Source organism: Methylobacterium sp. WSM2598 (assembly GCF_000379105.1).
In the GTDB taxonomy this organism is placed as follows: domain Bacteria; phylum Pseudomonadota; class Alphaproteobacteria; order Rhizobiales; family Beijerinckiaceae; genus Methylobacterium.
On the sequence record NZ_KB900609.1, the window covers coordinates 3,005,878 to 3,021,844 of the forward strand.

The 15,967-nt window shown below is 73.5% G+C and carries 16 protein-coding genes; 11 read left to right on the top strand and 5 right to left on the bottom strand.

The window, feature by feature from the left end:
• Positions 1-5 precede the first annotated feature (5 nt).
• The 4 genes from MET2598_RS0114065 to MET2598_RS0114080 all read right to left on the bottom strand — a co-directional run bounded on the left by MET2598_RS0114065 (position 6) and on the right by MET2598_RS0114080 (position 4,486).
• Entirely contained in the window at positions 6-626 is a 621-nt protein-coding gene (locus tag MET2598_RS0114065) for an anthranilate synthase component II (RefSeq protein ID WP_018261252.1), read from the bottom strand.
• Positions 627-738: 112 nt separating this feature from the next.
• Positions 739-963 (bottom strand): type II toxin-antitoxin system HigB family toxin, encoded by a 225-nt coding sequence (locus tag MET2598_RS0114070; RefSeq protein WP_012335098.1) that lies wholly within the window; start codon positions 961-963, stop codon positions 739-741.
• A gap of 39 nt (positions 964-1,002) precedes the next feature.
• Complete coding sequence (trpE, locus tag MET2598_RS0114075; protein WP_018261253.1) at positions 1,003-2,517, bottom strand: anthranilate synthase component I; 1,515 nt, start codon at positions 2,515-2,517, stop codon at positions 1,003-1,005.
• Positions 2,518-2,587: 70 nt separating this feature from the next.
• Positions 2,588-4,486 carry a peptidyl-prolyl cis-trans isomerase gene (locus MET2598_RS0114080; RefSeq protein WP_018261254.1) on the bottom strand — a complete coding sequence of 633 codons (1,899 nt, stop codon included), beginning with the start codon at positions 4,484-4,486 and terminating at the stop codon, positions 2,588-2,590.
• Positions 4,487-4,647: 161 nt separating this feature from the next.
• On the opposite strand from MET2598_RS0114080, the gene tpiA reads away from it, so the two are divergent.
• The 11 genes from tpiA (at position 4,648) to MET2598_RS0114135 (ending at position 14,748) form a co-directional block, all read left to right on the top strand.
• Positions 4,648-5,409, top strand: coding sequence for a triose-phosphate isomerase (tpiA, locus tag MET2598_RS0114085; RefSeq protein WP_012335101.1), 762 nt, complete (start codon positions 4,648-4,650; stop codon positions 5,407-5,409).
• A 173-nt stretch (positions 5,410-5,582) separates the two neighbouring features.
• On the top strand, positions 5,583-6,011 hold the full coding sequence (gene secG, locus MET2598_RS0114090) for a preprotein translocase subunit SecG (protein WP_012335102.1): 429 nt from the start codon (positions 5,583-5,585) through the stop codon (positions 6,009-6,011).
• Between the two features lie 155 nt (positions 6,012-6,166).
• A complete protein-coding gene (locus MET2598_RS0114095; RefSeq protein ID WP_012335103.1) occupies positions 6,167-7,795 on the top strand; it encodes a CTP synthase in 1,629 nt (542 codons plus the stop codon).
• Between the two features lie 164 nt (positions 7,796-7,959).
• Positions 7,960-8,361, top strand: coding sequence for a DUF350 domain-containing protein (locus MET2598_RS0114100; protein ID WP_018261256.1), 402 nt, complete (start codon positions 7,960-7,962; stop codon positions 8,359-8,361).
• 1 nt (position 8,362) lies between these two features.
• Positions 8,363-8,980, top strand: a complete 618-nt coding sequence (locus tag MET2598_RS0114105; RefSeq protein ID WP_018261257.1) for a DUF1190 domain-containing protein — start codon at positions 8,363-8,365, stop codon at positions 8,978-8,980.
• A complete protein-coding gene (locus MET2598_RS0114110) occupies positions 8,980-10,134 on the top strand; it encodes a glutathionylspermidine synthase family protein (RefSeq protein ID WP_018261258.1) in 1,155 nt (384 codons plus the stop codon). Before MET2598_RS0114105 ends, MET2598_RS0114110 begins: the two co-directional genes overlap by 1 nt.
• 31 nt (positions 10,135-10,165) lie before the next feature.
• Entirely contained in the window at positions 10,166-10,618 is a 453-nt protein-coding gene (locus tag MET2598_RS0114115; RefSeq protein ID WP_012335107.1) for a DNA polymerase III subunit chi, read from the top strand.
• Between the two features lie 127 nt (positions 10,619-10,745).
• Positions 10,746-12,341 carry a S10 family peptidase gene (locus MET2598_RS0114120; RefSeq protein ID WP_018261259.1) on the top strand — a complete coding sequence of 532 codons (1,596 nt, stop codon included), beginning with the start codon at positions 10,746-10,748 and terminating at the stop codon, positions 12,339-12,341.
• Positions 12,338-12,721, top strand: a complete 384-nt coding sequence (locus tag MET2598_RS0114125) for a hypothetical protein (protein WP_012335109.1) — start codon at positions 12,338-12,340, stop codon at positions 12,719-12,721. The genes MET2598_RS0114120 and MET2598_RS0114125 overlap by 4 nt, the downstream gene beginning before the upstream one ends.
• 99 nt (positions 12,722-12,820) lie before the next feature.
• Complete coding sequence (locus MET2598_RS0114130) at positions 12,821-13,921, top strand: OpgC family protein (protein ID WP_012335110.1); 1,101 nt, start codon at positions 12,821-12,823, stop codon at positions 13,919-13,921.
• Entirely contained in the window at positions 13,882-14,748 is an 867-nt protein-coding gene (locus MET2598_RS0114135; RefSeq protein ID WP_018261260.1) for an SGNH/GDSL hydrolase family protein, read from the top strand. Before MET2598_RS0114130 ends, MET2598_RS0114135 begins: the two co-directional genes overlap by 40 nt.
• A 28-nt stretch (positions 14,749-14,776) precedes the next feature.
• On the opposite strand, the gene bioB is transcribed toward MET2598_RS0114135, so the two are convergent.
• Positions 14,777-15,775, bottom strand: a complete 999-nt coding sequence (gene bioB, locus MET2598_RS0114140) for a biotin synthase BioB (protein WP_012335112.1) — start codon at positions 15,773-15,775, stop codon at positions 14,777-14,779.
• Between the last annotated feature and the right edge of the window lie 192 nt (positions 15,776-15,967).

Sequence of the window (15,967 nt, forward strand, 5' to 3'; positions counted from 1 at the left end):
GGGCGTCAATGCACCGCGGCGGCGCGCTTGTCACCCCGCCGGGCGGCGTTCCAGGCCGCGGCGAGATCGAGGAAGTTCCGCACCATGCGCGCCCCGTGCTGGGACAGGATGCTCTCGGGGTGGAACTGCACGCCGTGGACCGGCCGGCTCGCATGTTCGAGCGCCATGATGAGCCCGTCCGCCTCCGCCGTGACCACGAGGTCCGGCGGGCAGCTCGCCCGCTCGATGATGAGCGAGTGGTAGCGGGTGGCCGCGAAGGGGCCGTTGATGCCGCGGAAGAGCCCGGTGGCGCGGTGCTCCACCGTCGAGACCTTGCCGTGCATCGGCGCGGGCGCGCGGACCACCTCGCCCCCGAAGGCCTGACCGATCGCCTGGAGGCCGAGGCAGACGCCGAAGAGCGGGATCTCGTCGCTGAGCTCCCGCACCACGTCGAGGCAGATGCCGGCCTCGCTCGGCGTGCAGGGTCCGGGCGACAGCACCAGGGCGTCCGGGGCGCGGGCGCGGATCTCCGGCACGGTGATCTCGTCGTTGCGCAGGACCGTGATGCCCGAGACCAGCGGCCCGATCAGGTGCACGAGGTTCCAGGTGAAGGAGTCGTAATTGTCGATGACGAGGATGTCGGCCATGGCTCGCGCTCGCGGTCCGGGCCGGTTTGGGCGGTGGGCCGGGCGCGGTCAAGGGGCAGCCGGGGGCCGCGATGCCGCGAAGCGGGCGGGCCGGCGCGCGAGGGGGCCGGTTTCAGAAATTGTCGTGAACCGTCGCAATGAGCCGGAACTTGTTTCCACCTATGTCGAAGATGTGGAATTTTCCGAGGCGGTCAACGGCGTTGAAGCTGCGTTTCAGGTCGGCAAAGGTGCCGAAATCGCCGGCCTCGATGATCCTGCGCCATGCCTGCAGCGGAGCGCCGGCACCCGGGTGACGGGCCGCGAACGCGACCAGGGCCTTGTTCGACACGACGCGCATGGGTCCCGACGTCTCGCCCTGGGATGACCGGCATTCGGTTCACTGCCCCCGCCGCGCCTGGGCGGCGAAGCGCACGGCCTCCTCGGCGGCCCGGAACTGCGCCTTCGCCTTGTTGACGCATTCCTGCTGCTCGGAGGCCGGATCGGAATCGTGCACGATCCCGGCGCCCGCCTGGACGTGCATGCGGCCGTCCTTCACCACGGCCGTGCGCAGGACGATGCAGGTGTCCATCTGCCCGTCCGCGCCGAAATAGCCGATGCAGCCCGCGTAGGGGCCGCGCTTCTCGCGCTCCAGCTCGTCGATGATCTGCATCGCCCGCACCTTCGGGGCGCCCGAGACGGTGCCGGCCGGGAAACCCGCCACCAGGGCGCCGAGCGCGTCGTGGCGCGGGTCGAGCCGGCCCTCCACGTTCGAGACGATGTGCATCACCTGGCTGTAATATTCCAGGAAGAACGACTCGGTGACCGACACGCTGCCGATCTCGGCCACCCGCCCGACGTCGTTGCGGCCGAGATCGAGGAGCATCAGGTGCTCGGCCCGCTCCTTCGGGTCGGCCAGAAGTTCCTCGGCGAGCGCCCGATCCTCCTCGGGCGTGGCGCCGCGGCGGCGGGTGCCGGCGATCGGGCGGATCGTGACCTTGCCGTCGCGCACCCGCACCAGGATCTCGGGCGAGGAGCAGACGATCTGGAAGGCGCCGAAATCGAGGTAGCACAGGAAGGGCGCCGGGTTCACCCGGCGCAGCGCGCGGTAGAGCGCGAAGGCCGGCAGCGCGAAGGGCGCCTCGAAGCGCTGCGAGAGCACGACCTGGAAGATGTCCCCGGCCGCGATGTACTCCTTGGCCCGCGCCACCATGGCGTGGAACGCCTCCGGCGCGGTGTTCGAGACCGGGGAGGGGGCCGGGATCTCGGCCGGGTTGGCGCGGGCCTCGACGGGGAGCGGCCCTTCGAGCGCCTCGGCGACCGCCTCCAGCCGGGCGAGGGCGGCCTCGCAGGCGGCGCGGGGCGCGACGCCCGCCGCGGGGCGGACCGGGGTGACCACCGCGATCTCGTCGCGCACGGCGTCGAACACCACCATCACGGTCGGGCGGACCAGGATGGCGTCCGGCACGCCGATCGGGTCGGGCTTCGGCGGGGCGAGCCGCTCCATCTCCCGCACCATGTCGTAGCCGAGATAGCCGAACAGGCCCGCGGCCATCGGCGGCAGGGCGGGGTCCCGCGGCAGGGCGCACTCGGCGATGAGGGCGCGCAGGCTCTCGAGCGGCGGGCGGTCGTCGGGGACGAAGCGGTCGAGGGCGGGCGCGTCGGCCCGCTCGGCCCGGCCGCCGCCGCAGCGCCAGACGAGGTCGGGGTCGAGGCCGATCATCGAGTAGCGCCCGCGCACGGCGCCGCCCTCGACGGATTCGAGCAGGAAGGCCGCGCCCTCGCGCCCCGCCCTCAGCTTGAGGAAGGCCGCGACCGGGGTCTCCAGATCGCCGACGAGCGTGGTGCGCAGGAGCACGGGCGTGCCGGCCGCGAGGGCGGCTTGCGCGGCGTCGAGCGGGGGCGTGACGAGCATGGGTCGAGCCGGGGAAGGGGCTGAGGGCGCCGGGCCCTGCGCCGGAGGTTCGGGGCCTGAGCCCGCGGGATCAGTATTCTCCGCCGATCGCGCGCCGGAACGCGGCCTCGTTCACCGAGACGCCGGCCTGCCTCTGGGCGTCGGCGATGTACTCGGCGAGGACGTCGTCGGCCAGCGCCTGGCGGTACTGCTGCTCGACGCTGCCCTGCGGCCCCGACGGGAGCGGCGGCACGGTGGCGGAGGTGACCTTGAAGGCGGCCCTGACCTTGTCCCCGGCGCTGGCCGAGCCGGTCTTGCCGACCGCGGTGGCGAAGATGCGCCCGACGCTCTCCGGGGTGAGGCCGTCCTTGGCCCGGCCGCGGGCGAGGTCGCTCGCATGCCGCGCCTCCACCCCGTAGGCGGCGGCCACGGCCTCGATCGTCTCGCCCTTGTCGAGCCACTCGGCCGCCTCGCGGGCCTTGGCGGCGAGGCGCTTCTCGACCTCATCGGCCTTCCACTGGGCGGCGACCTGGTCGCGCACCTCGTCGAGGGGGCGGTCATGGGCGGGGTCGATCCGGGTGACGTCGTACCAGAGATAGCCCCCGGCGCGGGTGCGCAGGGCCTCGCTGTCGGCGCCCATCTCGGAGCGGAAGATCGCGGGCAGCACGGCGTCCTTGTCGGGCAGGCCCTCGACGGGCTGGCCCTTCGGGTCGCGCCCCTGCGCGTCCGTCGCCGGGACGGTGACCAGGGGCAGGTCGCGCTCGCGGGCGATCTCGGTCAGGGGCTTGGCCCCGGCCCGCTGGTCCTCGATGGCGTCGTGCACCTTCTCCAGGCCGTCCCGGGCGCGCTCGCGGGCGATCTCGGTGCGGATCTGGTCGGCCACCTCCTCGAAGGGCTTGATGCTGCCGGGCTCGATCGCGGTCACGCGCAGCAGCACGGTGCCGAAGCGCCCCTTGACCGGCTCGCTCACCGTGCCCTGCGGCAGGGCGAAGGCGGCGTCGGCCACGGCCGGGTCGAACAGCTCCGCGCGGGTGAAGGTGCCGAGATCGAGGCTCTTGGGGTCGAGGCCGCGCTCGCCCGCGATCGACTCGAAGGGCGCCTCGCCGTCGCGGATGCGCTTGAGCGCCGCGGCGGCGTCCGCCTCGTTGGGGAAGACGATCTGCTGGATCGTGCGCTTCTCCGGCGTGCCGTAGCGGCCCCTGTCGGCGTCGTAGCGGGCGCGCGCCTCCTCCGCCGTCACGGCGTCGGGCTTGGCGAGGGTGGTCGGGTCGAGGACCAGGATGGTCACGCCCCGGATCTCCGGGGCCCGGAAGCCGCCCTTGTGCTCCTCGTAATAGGTCCTCGCCTCCTCCTCGGTGGGCGCCGGGATCTCGCCCGCCGCGCTCTCGGGCAGCAGGATGAAGGCGGCGGAGCGCCGCTCGGTGGTGTAGCGGTGGATCGCGTCGCGCACCGCGAGCGGCACCGTCAGGTCGGCGGTGAGCGATTCGGCGAGCTGGAGGCGGGCCGCGACGGCGCGCTGCTCCTGCACGAAGGCCGCCTCGCTGAGGCCGGCCTGCCGCAGGGTGTCGTTGAAGACGCCGATGTCGAAGGCGCCGTTCGCCCCCTTGAAGGCCGGCTCCTCCTTGATGAGGCGGATCACCGCGTCGTCGCCGACGCGCAGCCCGAGCTCGCGGGTCTTCTGGTCGAGGGTCGCCTCGGTGACGAGGGCGCTCAGCACCTCGCGGTCGAGGCCGAGCGCCCGGGCCTGGTCCGGGGTGATCGGCCGGCGGGCCTGCCGGGCGAGGCGCTGGATCTGGTTCTGGTAGGCGCTGCGCACGGCCTCGGCCGAGATCTTGGTGCTCCCCACCGTGGCGACCGCGGCGGTGCCGCCGCCCCGGAAGATGTCGCCGATGCCGAAGATCGCGAGGCCCGCGATCAGGAGGCCGAACACGACCGTGATGACGATCTTGCCGAGCCAGCTCTCGCTGGCGGCGCGGAACCCCTGAAGCATCGACGTCCTCGACGAGCCGGCGGCCGCTTGCGCGCGGGCGCCTCTTATCCGAAGGGCACGCGATAGCCGATCCGCGCCACGGCGGAAAGGCCGGGCGCCGTCGCGGTTTGCGCACGCTGAGGGTGTCTGTTACCGGCTACGCACGGGATCGGAGGGACGGCATGGCAGGCGAGCGACCGCGTCCGCTTGTGGCGGGGAACTGGAAGATGAACGGCACCCGGGCCTCGCGCGCGGTCCTGGAGGCGGTGATCGCCGGGCTGTCGCCGGCGCTGGCCTCGCGCGCCGACGTGCTGGTCTGCCCGCCCGCGACGCTGATCGGCGCCTTCGCGGAGGCGGCGGCGGGCTCGCCCGTGCGGATCGGCGGCCAGGACGTGCACGCGGCGGCGAGCGGCGCCCATACGGGCTGCATCTCGGCCGAGATGCTGGCGGATCTCGGCGCCAGCCACGTGATCGTGGGCCATTCGGAGCGGCGCGCCGACCAGCACGAGACGGATGCCGAGGTGCGCGCCAAGGCGCTCGGCGCCCACCGGGCGGGGCTCGTGGCGATCATCTGCGTCGGCGAGACCCGGGCGGAGCGCGAGGCCGGCCGCACCCTCGAGGTGGTGCGCGGCCAGCTCGCCGGCTCGCTGCCGGAGGGGGCGCGGGCCGCCGACACGGTGATCGCCTACGAGCCGGTCTGGGCGATCGGCACCGGGCTCACGCCCACCCCCGCCGACGTGGCGCAGGTGCACGGGCTGATCCGCCGCGACCTCACGGAGCGGCTCGGGGCCGAGGGGCAGGGGCTGCGCATCCTCTACGGCGGCTCGGTGAAGCCGTCGAACGCCGCCGAGCTGATGGCGGTGCCGAACGTCGACGGGGCGCTGGTGGGCGGCGCCAGCCTCAAGGCGGAGGATTTCCTGGGGATCGCGGCGGCCTACGCCTGAGCGGGACGGGTCGGCGCCGCGGCAGGGCATCCCGCCCCACGACACCGCGCCGCGCTTGGCCTGCCGGGCGTTCTCGTGTACGGACCCCCCGAATTCGAGGCCCGGGCGCCCTGGCGGCGCGCCGGCCATAGGCACGTTGGCGCTCCCTCGGCGGTGCCGCCCCTGGAAACCCGATGCAGACCGTCCTGATCGTCGTCCACCTGATCATCGTGCTCGCGCTGATCGCCGTCGTGCTGCTGCAGCGCTCCGAGGGCGGTCTCGGCCTCGGCGGCGGGGGCAGCGGCACGCAGGGGTTCCTCACCGGCCGCGGCCAGGCCAACGCGCTCACCCGCGCCACCGCGATCCTGGCGGCCCTGTTCTTCACCACCAGCATGGTGCTGGCGATCCTGTCGCACCGCACCGCCGCGCCGCGCTCGATCTTCGAGGGCGCCGGCCAGACCCGCGCCCCGGCGGGGCAGCCGGCGGCCCCGCCCTCGGGCAACCTCCTCGACCAGCTGCGCCAGCAGCAGGGCGACGCGCCCGCGGCCCCGGCCGCCCCGGCGCCCGCCGCGCCCGCGGCCCCGGCCGCGCCCGCCGCCCCGGCGGCGCCCCAGTCGCGCTGAGCCGGACGGAGTCCCCGCTTCGCCGAGACGAGCGGCGGGCCCCGCGCCCGCCCCGATCCCGCACGTGGATCCGGCCGGCCCCGCCGCCCGGATCCGGTCCCGTTTGAGCCCCGGCGGTTGGCGTTTCGGCCCCGCCGTTGTATGGAGCAGGCCCCATGACGCGGTTCGTCTTCATCACCGGCGGCGTGGTGTCCTCCCTCGGCAAGGGCCTCGCTTCGGCGGCCCTCGCGGCCCTCCTGCAGGAGCGCGGCTACAAGGTCCGCCTGCGCAAGCTCGACCCCTACCTCAACGTCGATCCGGGCACGATGAGCCCGACCCAGCACGGCGAGGTCTTCGTCACCGACGACGGCGCCGAGACCGACCTCGACCTCGGCCATTACGAGCGCTTCACCGGCGTGCCGGCGACCCGGGCCGACAACATCACCACCGGCCGCATCTACCTCGACATCATCACCAAGGAGCGGCGCGGCGACTATCTCGGCGCCACGATCCAGGTGATCCCGCACGTCACCAACGCCATCAAGGAATTCGTCCTCGACGGGAACGAGGCCTACGATTTCGTGCTGGTGGAGATCGGCGGCACGGTCGGCGACATCGAGGGCCTGCCGTTCTTCGAGGCGATCCGCCAGCTCGGCCAGGAGCTGCCGCGCGGCCAGTGCGCCTACATCCACCTGACCCTGCTGCCCTACATTCCCTCGGCGGGCGAGCTGAAGACCAAGCCGACCCAGCACTCGGTGGCGGAGCTGCGCTCGATCGGCATCCAGCCCGACATCCTGCTCTGCCGCTGCGACCGGCCGATCCCGCGCGAGGAGCGCCGCAAGCTCGCCCAGTTCTGCAACGTGCGCGAATCGGCGGTGATCGAGGCCCGGGACGTCGAGTCGATCTACGACGTGCCGCTCTCCTACGGCGAGGAGGGGCTCGACCGCGAGGTGCTGGCCCTGTTCGGCATCGAGGCCGCGAACGCGCCCAAGCTCGCGCGCTGGCGCACCATCTCGGAGCGGGTGAAGAACCCCGAGGGCGAGGTCTCGATCGCCATCGTGGGCAAGTACACGGGCCTCAAGGACGCCTACAAGTCGCTGATCGAGGCGCTCACCCACGGCGGCATCGCCAACCGGGTCAAGGTCAACCTGGAATGGATCGAGGCCGAGATCTTCGAGCGGGAGGATCCGGCGCCGTTCCTGGAGGGACTCAACGGCATTCTGGTGCCGGGCGGCTTCGGCCAGCGCGGCGCCGAGGGCAAGATCCGCGCGGCCCGCTACGCCCGCGAGAAGAAGATCCCGTATTTCGGCATCTGCTTCGGCATGCAGATGGCGGTCGTCGAGGCGGCGCGCTCCCTCGCCGGGATCGAGGCGGCGAACTCGACCGAGTTCGGCCCGACCCCCGAGCCGGTGGTGGGCCTGCTCACCGAGTGGATGCGCGGCAACGAGCTGGAGAAGCGCGCGGCCGAGGGCGATCTCGGCGGCACGATGCGGCTCGGCGCCTACACGGCGGCGCTCGCCCCGGATTCGCGCATCGCGCGGATCTACGGCGACACGGTCATCCAGGAGCGCCACCGCCACCGCTACGAGGTCAACATGGCCTATCGCGAGCGGCTGGAGGCGAAGGGGATGCGCTTCTCCGGCACCTCGCCGGACGGGCTCCTGCCGGAGACCGTCGAGGTCGAGGGCCATCCCTGGTTCATCGGGGTGCAGTTCCACCCGGAGCTGAAGTCGCGGCCCTTCGAACCGCACCCGCTGTTCAAGTCCTTCATCGAGGCGGCGGTGGTGCAGAGCCGGCTGGTCTGATCCGGGATCCGGTCGATCCAAGCGGATCCCGGATCACGCGCCCGCGCGGCGCCTGAGCGAAAGCCCACATCCGCCGTCCCGAAGGGATCGAGCGGATGTGGCATGAGACCGCCGGCCGGTGTACCCAGTATCCCCGAGGTCGCAGGCGGCCGAGGGGAGCCGGGATGCTGGCGTCGATTTCCGGGCTGGGGGCCTTCCTGGCCTACGCGGCTGTGGCCGCCGGGCTGGTGGCGGCCTACCTCGTCGTCTACATGCTGGCGACGGCGCATGACGAGCTGGCGCTGATCCGCGCCGGGGTGACGGCGGCGGCGATCGCGCTCGGCGGCAGCCTCGTGGCCTTCACGCTGCCGCTCGCGGTGGCGATCTACAACGCGCAGGGCCTGCTCGACTGCGCGGTCTGGGGCCTCGTCGCGCTCATCGTGCAGATGGCGGTCTACTGGGTGGTCCGGCTCGTCCTGCCGGGCCTGTCGCGCCAGATCGCGGCGGGCGAGACCGCGCCCGCGATCTTCCTGGCCGCGGCCTCGCTCGCGGCGGGCATCGTCAACGCCGCCGCGATGACCTACTGAGATGCCGGACCTCAAGCGCTCCCAGGTCGTCTCGCTGGCCCTGCTGCTGGGCGCCGGCGCCACCGCCTACGGGCTCGCCCGCCGCGACCCGTCGCAGCGGGAGGAGGACACCCTCGTCTACCGGGACGTCGCGACCTGCCTGGGCCAGGGCCTGCGCAGCCGGGACGATTGCGAGGCCGCCGACCGCGAGGCCCGCGCCCTCTACCCGCGCGTGGCGCCCCGCTACGACACGAACGCGGCCTGCGAGGCGCATCACGGCTGCGGCGGCTGCACGGCCGGGGGCTTCGTGGCGACCGAGGCCGCGGGCCACTTCATCCCGCTGCTCTCGGGCTTCATGATCGGCCGCACGGCCGAGCAGGCCATCCCGGTCCAGCCCCTCTTCCGCCACGAGACGCGGCCCTGCGGCGGCGGGGGCGGGGGCTTCGCGGGCAGCTACTGCACCAGCAGCGGCGGGCGGATCTGGACCTCGCGCAGCGGGTCGAGCAGCGCGCGGGTCTCCTCCGCGGTCGCCCGCACCGCCGCGACGACGCCCCGGATGGTGGCGAGCGGGGGATTCGGCGGCACCGGCCGCGCGGTGGCCGGGGGGCACGGGGGAGGATCCGGCGGGGGAGGGGCCTGATGCGCCGCCTCGACCTCGGCGAGCGGCCGGATTGGCGCGACAGGGCCGCGGCGGCGGGCTTCGCCTTCCACACCTTCGCGGACGAGCCCTACTGGGACGAGAGCCACGCCTACGCCTTCACCCTCGACCAGATCGAGCGCGACATCGAGGCGCCGAGCGCGGAGCTCCACGCGCTCTGCCTCGACTTCGTCGCCCGCGCGGTCGCGGACGAGGCAATCCTCGCCTCCCTGGGCCTGCCCGAAGCGGCCTTCGACGCGGTGCGCGAGAGCTGGCGGCGGGGCGACCCCCCCCTCTACGGCCGCCTCGACCTCGCCTATGACGGCACCGGCCCGGCGAAGCTCCTGGAATACAACGCCGACACGCCGACCGCCCTCTACGAGACGGGCGTCTTCCAGTGGCTGTGGCTGGAGGATCTGCTGGCGCGGGGCCTGCTGCCGCCCGGCAGCGATCAATTCAACGCGGTCCACGAGCGGCTGATCGCCCGCTTCTCGGCGATCGGGGGGCCGGTCGCCTTCACCTGCATGCCCGACGCGCCCGAGGACCGCGGCACCGTCGCCTACCTGCAGGATTGCGCCCACCAGGCGGGGCTCGCCACCCGCTTCGTGCCCCTCGCCTCGGTGTCGCTGCGCGAGGACGGCGCCTTCTCGGACGGGCTCGGCGAGGCGCTCGGCACCCTGTTCAAGCTCTATCCCTGGGAATGGGCCTTCCGGGACGCCTTCGGGGCGGCGCTGCCGGGCACGCCGACCCGCTTCCTGGAGCCGCCCTGGAAGGCCGTGCTCTCGACGAAGGGCCTGCTGCCCCATCTCTGGCGCCTCGCGCCCGGCCACCCGAACCTGCTCCCGTGCTACTTCGAGGACGATCCCGCCAAGGCGTCCCTCGGCCGGACTTTCGTGAAGAAGCCGATCCTGTCGCGGGAGGGGGCGAACGTGCTGATGGTGCGCGACGGCGCCGTGCTGGCCCGCGAGGAGGGACCCTACGGGGCGGAGGGCCACGTCCGCCAGGCGCTGGTCGACCTGCCGGCCTTCGCGGGCGAGCGGGTGCTCGCCGGGAGCTGGATCATCGGCGAGGCGCCGTCGGGCCTGTGCCTGCGCGCGAGCCGCGACCTCATCACCGGCAACCGGGCGCGCTTCGTGCCGCACGTGATCGCGCCCTGACCCCGCCACGCCCGCACCCTATCTTGCCGGCGTGACCGAGATTCTCTTCTACCACATGCAGCGCCAGCCCCTCGAATCGGTGCTGCCGAACCTCCTGGAGAAATCCCTGGAGCGGCGCTGGCGCGTCGTCGTGCAGGCGGCGAGCGAGGAGCGGCTGGCCGCCCTCGACGACCATCTCTGGACCTTCTCGGAGGAGAGCTTCCTGCCCCACGGCACCGACCGCGAACCCGACGCCGGCACGCAGCCCGTCGTGCTCACCCTGCGCGACGCGAACCCGAACGGCGCCACGATCCGCTTCCTGGTCGAGGGCGCCGCCCTGCCCGCCGATGCGGGACGCTACGAGCGCATCTGCGTCCTGTTCGACGGCAGCGACCAGGAGGCGCTGCTCCTGGCCCGCGAGCAGTGGCGCGCCGCCAAGGAGGCCGGGCACAGCGTCGCCTACTGGCAGCAGGACGAGACCGGCCGCTGGCAGAAGAAGGCCTGATCCGGGATCCGCTCGATCGAAGCGGATCCCGGATCCCGCGCCCGCCCGGCGCGTGAGCGAAGCCCCGATCCGCCATCCCGAGGGGGTCTATCGGATCGGGTATGAGGACCGCCCCGGAGGACACCCGATGATCCGCATCCTGATGCTGCTCGCCGCGCTCGCCGCGGCAGCGCCCGGCCCCTCGCTCGCGCAGCAGCCGCGGCCGCAGGACCCGCGCGCGCAGGAATCGCGCGCGCCCGAGTCCCGCCCGTCCGAGTCCCGCCCGTCCGAGTCCCGCCCGCCCGAGTCCCGCCCGCCCGAGGGGCGCAGGCTGCCCCCCGACGCGGTGACGCAGCACAGCCTCGCCCTCTCGGACGGGCGCAGCCTCGCCTTCACGGCCACGGCCGGCAGCCTCGCCCTCGTCGACGAGGCCGGCAAGCTCCAGGCCGAGATCGCCTTCACGGCCTTCACCCTGCCGGAGCGCCCGCGGGCGACGCGGCCCGTCACCTTCGCGCTCAACGGCGGTCCCGGCGCGGCCTCCGCCTATCTCAATCTCGGGGCGGTCGGCCCCTGGCGCCTGCCCCTCGACGGGCCGAGCATCAGCCCCTCGGCGGCGCCGGTGCCGCTGCCCAACGACGAGACCTGGCTCGACTTCACCGACCTCGTCTTCCTCGATCCGGTCGGCACCGGCTACAGCCGGGCGGCCGGGGACGACGCCAAGCGCTACTTCTCGGTCGATGCGGACGCCTCGGTCCTCGCCGCGGCGATCGCCCGCTGGCTGCGCACCAACGACCGCCTGACCTCGCCGAAATTCTACCTCGGGGAGAGCTACGGCGGCTTCCGCGGCCCGCTCATCGCCCGCAAGCTCCAGGACGACGTCGGGGTCGGCCTCTCGGGCCTCGTTCTGCTCTCGCCCGTGCTCGATTTCGGCTGGCTTCAGCCGCCGCGGCACAATCCCCTCGGCGACGTCACCCGGCTGCCCTCCCTGGCCGCCGCCGCCATCGAGCGCCGCGGCGGCAGCCCGGACCCGGGGGCGCTGGCGGAGGCCGAATCCTACGCCACCGGCGAGTACCTGAGCGACCTGCTGCGCGGGCCGCGGGACGGCGCGGCGCGCGACCGGCTCGCCCGCCGGGTCGCGGCGCTCACCGGGCTCGACCCGGACCTGGTGCGGCGGCAGGCCGGGCGGATCTCGACTGGCAGCTACCAGCGCGAGAGCGGCCGGGCGGAGGGGCGCGTCGCCAGCGCCTACGACACCGGCGTCACCGGCTGGGACCCGGAGCCGAACGCGGCCCATGCGGGCTTCGAGGACCCGCTCCTCTCCGCCATGCAGGCGCCCCTCTCGAGCGCGATCGTCGACCTCACCGCCCGCACCCTGAACTGGCGGGTGACGAATCTGCGCTACGAGCTGCTCAGCACCGGCGTGAACCGCCAGTGGAACTGGGGCTCCGGCCGCACCCCGCCGGAGGTGGTGAGCGACCTCAGGCAGGCCCTCGCCCTCGACGGGTCGCTGCGGGTGCTGGTCGCGCACGGCTACACGGACCTCGTCACGCCCTACTTCGCCTCGCGGCTCATCCTCGACCAGATCCCCGCCTACGGTCCGGGCCAACGGCTCAGCTTGGCGGTTTTCCCGGGCGGCCACATGTTCTATTCCCGCCAGGCCTCGCGGGCGGCGCTCCGGGGCGAGGCGCTGCGCCTCTACGAGGCGGCGCTGGCGGCGCGGCAGGGAAGCGGCGAGGGACGATGACGAGGATCCGGGGACGAAGCCGCCGGGGACGGGGCCGGGCGCTGGCCGCGATCGGCGCGGCCCTGCTCTCTGGCTGCGGCGGCAACCCCGACCGGGCGGCCCCCGCGGCGGCGATCGCGCCGCCCGCCCCGCCCGCCTATGCGGGGCCGGTGCTGGCTCCGGACGGCACCTGCACGGGACCGGTGCCGGCGGGCGCCGCCGCGATCGCGCCGGGCATCGGCGAGTGCGAGCTGGTCCGGCTCAAGGGCGCGCCCCCGACCGACGTGCTCGTCGGCGAGAGCGGGCGGGGCCAGCGCGAGGTGCAGGTGCTCTACGCCGAGCCCGGCGGAAAGGAGCTGTATTTCTTCGTCAACAACCGGCTCGACCGAATCGTCAAGTGAGGAAGCGCACCGCGCCGGCCTGCGGCGCGGGCTCCGGTCGCCCCGCCGGCCCGGGCGGGGCCGGACGCGGCGACGCGAGAGGGCGAGGACTGGACCGGCATGGCGCGCGACCCGAACGCAATCGACTTCTGGCGCGGCCTCGCCCTGATCACCATCTTCATCAACCACATCCCCGGCAACGTCTTCGAGAGCTTCACCTACTCGCAGTACGGGACCTCGGACGCGGCCGAGCTGTTCGTGTTCCTGGCGGGCTGGTCGATCGGGATCGCGATCCGGGGCCGCAGCGGCGCGCTGGAGCCGGCCGGCCGCACGCTGCTGCGCCTGCTCTCGCGCATGGTCGAGGTCTACCGGGCGCAGATCGTCATCACGGCCCTCGCCCTCGCCATGCTGGCGGCGGCGGCCCTCCTCCTCGACAACCCGCTCCTGCTCGAGTGGCACAATGCCGGGCCGGTCTTCACCGACCCGGTCCAGACCACCCTCGGCTGGGTCACCCTCCTGCACCAGCTCGGGTTCTTCAACATCCTGCCGCTCTACGTGGTGCTGCTCGGGCTCGCGCCGCTCTTCGTGCTCGCGGCGCGGCTGAGCCGGCCGCTGGCGCTCGCCGCCTCCCTCGCCCTCTACCTCGCGGCGCTGGTCTGGGAGATCAACCTGCCGTCCTGGCCGGGGGAGGGGCACTGGTTCTTCAACCCCCTGTGCTGGCAGCTGCTGCTGGTGCTCGGCTTCCTGGCCCACGAGTGGCGGCGCGAATCGGAGAGCTTCCAGGTCTGGCGCCGCCGCCTGCGCCCGCTCGGGATCGCGGTCGTGGTGATCGGGGCGGTGCTGGCGTGGTTCCACATCCGGCCCGACCCGCTCCTCGTGCCCGAGCCGCGGCTCCTCTTCACCTTCGACAAGTCCTACCAGCCGCCGGCCCGACTCATCCACTTCATCGGCGTGCTGCTGACCTTCCAGGGCGCATTCGAGTGGATCTACGCCCGGCTCCCCTGGCTCGGGCGCCAGCTCGCCGCCCTGGGCCGCAACTCCCTCGCGGTGTTCTCGGTCGGGTCGATCTGCAGCCTCGCGGCGCAACTCGTCAGGTTCTGGACCGGAGGCGGTTTCGCCGTCGATGTTCTTGTCGTAGGATCGGGGCTGTTTGTACTCGCGTTCACTGCATGGTTCGTGGAATGGCGCTCGCGCTCCCCTCGGTCGCCCGCATCGGCCTGACCTGCTGGTTCGGGCTCGTCGGGCTCGGCACGGCCGCCGCCCAGGCCCAGCAGCCCCCGCGGCCGGGATCGGCCGCGACCGTGGTGGCGCCCGGCCCCGACGTGCCGGACCCGAGCCTGTCGCCCGAGTGCCGGGTCCCCGGCTCCAAGCTCTACACCCTGGCCAAGCTCCGGGCCGTCAAGAAGGCCCTGCGGGAGCAGCGGGCGATCCACGTCCTCTCGCTCGGCTCGACCTCGGGCGGGCTCGGGGCCGTCACCTACCCGGTGAAGCTCGAATCGGCCCTGGAGCAATCCCTGCCGGACGTGACCGTCGACGTGGACAGCCGCGGCCTGCCGGGCGAGATCACCTACGGCGCCACCGAGCGGGTGCGCAACATCGTGGCGGAGATCGAGCCCGACCTCGTGGTCTGGCAGGTCGGCAGCAACGACGCGCTCGCCCGGGTCGACGTCGAGGCCTTCGCGTCCTCCCTGGCGGACACGATCGACTGGATCAAGTCGCACGACATCGACGTCGTGCTGGTGGATCCGCAATACACCGCGAGCTTGGCGCAGGACGACTACTACAACAGCTTCGTGCGCGCGATCCAGCGCGTGGCCGCCGAGAAGCAGGTGCCGCTCGTCCTGCGCTTCGAGGCGATGCGCTACCTCGCGCTGCACGCCAAGGGCGACGGGCTGCTCGGCAGCGGCTTCCGGCTCGCGGATCTCGGCCAGCGCTGCATGGCCGAGCACGTCACCCGGGCGATCACCGTCTCGCTGCTCCAGCCCGACGTGACCGGGACCACGCCCCCGCCCGCGGCCCCGGTCGCCGCCGGCAAGCCGAGCCCCTAAGCCGGGCGGCCCCGGGGCGCCGCCCGGGCTACTCCGCCGCCTCGAGCGCCGAGATCGCCGGCACCGGCACGCCGATGTCGCGCAGGAGCTGCGCGTCCGCGTCCGCGTCGGTATTGGCGGTGGTGAGCAGGCGCTCGCCGTAGAAGATCGAGTTCGCGCCCGCCAGGAAGCAGAGCACCTGCGCCTCCCGGGACAGCGCCCGGCGCCCGGCGCTGAGCCGCACCCGGGCGCGGGGCATCACGATGCGGGCGGTCGCGCACATCCGCACCATCTCGAAGGGATCGACCGGCGGGCGCTCGCCGAGCGGCGTCCCCGGCACCGCCGCGAGCGCGTTGATCGGCACGCTCTCCGGGTGCGGCGCGTGGTTGGCGAGCACCTGCAGCATCGCCACCCGGTCGGTCACGCCCTCGCCCATCCCGATGATGCCGCCGCAGCAGACGCCGATCCCGGCATCCCGCACCGCCTGGAGCGTCGCGAGCCGGTCCTCGTAGCTGCGGGTCGAGACGATCTTGTCGTAGTAGTCCGGGCCGGTATCGAGGTTGTGGTTGTAGGCGGTGAGCCCCGCCTCGGCGAGGCGCTCGGCCTGGGAGGGCGTCAGCATGCCCAGGGTGACGCAGGCCTCCATCCCGAGGCCGCGCACGCCCCGCACCATGGCGAGCACCGCGTCGAAATCCGGGCCGTCCTTCGGGCTGCGCCACGCCGCGCCCATGCAGAAGCGGGTGGCGCCCGCCGCCTTGGCCGCCGCGGCCTCGCGCAGCACGGCCTCGACCGGCATCAGGCGCTGGCGGGCGACGCCGGTCTCCTTGTGGTGGGCCGATTGCGAGCAGTAGCCGCAATCCTCCGGGCAGCCGCCGGTCTTGATCGAGAGCAGGCTCGCCCGCTGGATGTCCGAAGGGTCGTGATGCGCCCGGTGGACGAGGGAGGCCCGGTGCACGAGGTCGAGGAGCGGCATGTCGTGGATCGCCTGCACCTGCGCGACGGTCCAGTCGTGCCGGATGGCGGGGTCGGAGCGCTCGGTCGTCGTCATCGGGTCCCTCGCGTCGCGGGAGAAGCGGCCGCAGCCGCCGCACCCGGCCGCGCCTCCCCCGTCACTGATGTCTCGCGCGCCCCGTCGCCGCACCGGCATCCCCTTCGGGGAGCGTTCTCGCCCCGCATACCCCGATCCGCCGCGCTTGTCACAACCTCCATGGGGCGGAGCCGTTGTCAGCGCGCGGGCGCG

Bases quoted from the DNA above. Each gene is read 5' to 3' on its own strand.
- MET2598_RS0114100 (WP_018261256.1), top strand. From the start codon at position 7,960: ATGCTGGCGTCGATTTCCGGGCTGGGGGCCTTCCTGGCCTACGCGGCT.
- MET2598_RS0114070 (WP_012335098.1), bottom strand. From the start codon at position 963: ATGCGCGTCGTGTCGAACAAGGCCCTGGTCGCGTTCGCGGCCCGTCAC.
- trpE (WP_018261253.1), bottom strand. From the start codon at position 2,517: ATGCTCGTCACGCCCCCGCTCGACGCCGCGCAAGCCGCCCTCGCGGCC.
- MET2598_RS0114105 (WP_018261257.1), top strand. From the start codon at position 8,363: ATGCCGGACCTCAAGCGCTCCCAGGTCGTCTCGCTGGCCCTGCTGCTG.
- secG (WP_012335102.1), top strand. From the start codon at position 5,583: ATGCAGACCGTCCTGATCGTCGTCCACCTGATCATCGTGCTCGCGCTG.
- tpiA (WP_012335101.1), top strand. From the start codon at position 4,648: ATGGCAGGCGAGCGACCGCGTCCGCTTGTGGCGGGGAACTGGAAGATG.
- MET2598_RS0114130 (WP_012335110.1), top strand. From the start codon at position 12,821: ATGGCGCGCGACCCGAACGCAATCGACTTCTGGCGCGGCCTCGCCCTG.
- MET2598_RS0114125 (WP_012335109.1), top strand. From the start codon at position 12,338: ATGACGAGGATCCGGGGACGAAGCCGCCGGGGACGGGGCCGGGCGCTG.
- MET2598_RS0114120 (WP_018261259.1), top strand. From the start codon at position 10,746: ATGATCCGCATCCTGATGCTGCTCGCCGCGCTCGCCGCGGCAGCGCCC.
- MET2598_RS0114080 (WP_018261254.1), bottom strand. From the start codon at position 4,486: ATGCTTCAGGGGTTCCGCGCCGCCAGCGAGAGCTGGCTCGGCAAGATC.
- bioB (WP_012335112.1), bottom strand. From the start codon at position 15,775: ATGACGACGACCGAGCGCTCCGACCCCGCCATCCGGCACGACTGGACC.
- MET2598_RS0114095 (WP_012335103.1), top strand. From the start codon at position 6,167: ATGACGCGGTTCGTCTTCATCACCGGCGGCGTGGTGTCCTCCCTCGGC.
- MET2598_RS0114110 (WP_018261258.1), top strand. From the start codon at position 8,980: ATGCGCCGCCTCGACCTCGGCGAGCGGCCGGATTGGCGCGACAGGGCC.
- MET2598_RS0114135 (WP_018261260.1), top strand. From the start codon at position 13,882: ATGGCGCTCGCGCTCCCCTCGGTCGCCCGCATCGGCCTGACCTGCTGG.
- MET2598_RS0114065 (WP_018261252.1), bottom strand. From the start codon at position 626: ATGGCCGACATCCTCGTCATCGACAATTACGACTCCTTCACCTGGAAC.